This window comes from uncultured Cyclobacterium sp. (genome assembly GCF_963976465.1).
In the GTDB taxonomy this organism is placed as follows: domain Bacteria; phylum Bacteroidota; class Bacteroidia; order Cytophagales; family Cyclobacteriaceae; genus Cyclobacterium.
Window position 1 is genome coordinate 1 of sequence record NZ_CAXBOC010000684.1, and the last position, 2,104, is coordinate 2,104.

Consider the following 2,104-nt stretch of genomic DNA (forward strand, 5'->3'; position numbering starts at 1 on the left):
ACAAGCTCCGTCATTGCATCGATTTTCAGGCTTGTCATTTTCAATATCACACAGCCAGTCAAATTTCTCAGTATTGGGATCAAAAACAGCCAATCTTGCATCCAAGGCCAGGATATAATTACCTTTTCCATCAGGGACCACCAAGCTAAGCCTATGGGGAAAAGACCATTTTTTTACCCCCGATTCCTCAGGTATCAGTCGGTATAAATGTCCTTTTTCTATATCCACCCAAAGGTAACAACCGGGATCCTCCAACCAGGTAGGACTCTCAGCCAAAACACATTGCGCGTTTAATAATAATTTTGCTTCCAAATCTCAAAGGTTTTAATCCGTGCAATAAATATTGCACGGATTATTCAATTAATTTATTTAGGCCAGTAAACAGCAATTTTCTTTTGTAAGAAAGCTACGCTTCTTTCCAATTGATCCATTCCATCTACGCCATCTTCAATACTGATCCAACTGTCGAACCCAACGCTTTTCAATTCAGAAAAAATGGCATCATAATCATTCAGTCCTTTTCCAATTTCACCATGGCTCAACCTCTTGGCATAACCTACTGCCCCACCTTCTTCTTTTCTCAAATCTTCAATGGTTCCTGTTTTCAAATAGCGGTCACTCGCGTGCATGGTCACCACCCTTTTAGAAACCCTTTTTAATAACTCTAAAGGATCTTCTCCTGCGAGAAAAGTATTACTAGGATCATAATTTACACCAAAATTTGGATGGTCTATGCTGTCCACTAATTTACAAAATACGTCCATTTGCTGAGCAAATTCAGGATATTCCCAAAAATCATCTTTATAGTGATTTTCAAGGATCAAAGTAATCCCCCTCTCTTGTGCATAGGGAATACAAGCCATGATTGAATCTGCAGCCAATTTGACACCTTCATCTAAGGTCAATTCAGGTCTTTTTTGTCCGGACAATACTCGACAATAGCCCCCTCCTAAAATATGGGTCATGTCTATCCAATGCTTTTGCTTTGCAATTTCTTTTTCACGGAAAGATTTGTCGGGATGTGTAAAATCCGGTGAACAACACATCATGGGTATAACTTTTCCTGTATCCTCCACCATTTTTCTATAGGTAGGCCACTTGGACTCATCTTCCATGTCAAGAAAACCTGCGTACCATTCAAGCCCCTCTACTTCCAATGTAGAGGCCAATTGAATCCACTCTTCAAGTTTCATTGTTCCATCTTTGCAGAGGGCCTGCATAAAGGCTTTGGGAAATGCTGCTAATTTAGGCATATTTAATTTTTCAATTGTTATTTTAATTTATTGTACTCGTGTCTTTGGGAGCATTTCTCCCGATTAATGGATATTGCTCAAGTTCCATTAGTTGACCACTTACAGGACCGGACTCATCTGATAACCAGAAAATAGCTGCAGCAGCTATTTCTTCAGGAGCTATTATTCTTCCGGCAGGAGCATACATTTTCGGCAGGTCTTCAAACCACCGGTCAGAAAGTCCATGTTCCTTTTTCCTTTGTTTTTCAGTTTCTGTCAATACCCATCCCGGGTTGATTTGATTGACCCTTACACCATGATCTCGGAAAAGACTGTCCCCAAGATTTCTGGTCATGGTCATCAGTCCACCTTTGGAAATACTATAGGCGAGCAAATTTGGCTCCCCACTCCAGGCATTTACTGAACCGATGTTCAATACATTCCCTTTATTGGCTTCCATTTGCTTTAATGCTGCTTTGATTAAAAGCAAGGGTGCTATGGTATTGATGGACAATACCTTTTCCAAAAACGGCTTGTCCACAGCTTGCAAATCAGATGAAACCACCCAGGCGGCATTATTTACTAAAGCATCTAATTTGCCAAAAGTACTTACAGCCAAATCAACCAACCTTTCAGCACATCCCTCTTTTTGCAAATCTTCAATATGAAGTACCGCCTTATCAGCTCCAATGGTTGCCACAACATCTTGCCCCCAATCTTCTTCCAAACCATGGATGACCAATTTGGCTCCCTCTTGGGCACATTTCAATGCTATGGCCTTCCCAATACCGGTAGTGCTTCCGGTAACGATGATTACTTTATCTTTTAGGCGCATAATTAAACAGGTTTCAGCACACTTTTTACCACCTCAC

Annotated in this window: 3 protein-coding genes; all 3 read right to left on the reverse strand. The window is 40.8% G+C overall.

What is annotated here, in order from left to right; genetic code table 11:
• A partial coding sequence (locus tag AAC037_RS23845) for an SMP-30/gluconolactonase/LRE family protein (protein ID WP_339906150.1) occupies positions 1-312 on the reverse strand: 312 nt, incomplete at its 3' end.
• A 53-nt stretch (positions 313-365) separates the two neighbouring features.
• Positions 366-1,253, reverse strand: coding sequence for a sugar phosphate isomerase/epimerase family protein (locus tag AAC037_RS23850; RefSeq protein ID WP_339906152.1), 888 nt, complete (start codon positions 1,251-1,253; stop codon positions 366-368).
• A gap of 22 nt (positions 1,254-1,275) precedes the next feature.
• On the reverse strand, positions 1,276-2,067 hold the full coding sequence (locus AAC037_RS23855) for an SDR family oxidoreductase (protein ID WP_339906153.1): 792 nt from the start codon (positions 2,065-2,067) through the stop codon (positions 1,276-1,278).
• Between the last annotated feature and the right edge of the window lie 37 nt (positions 2,068-2,104).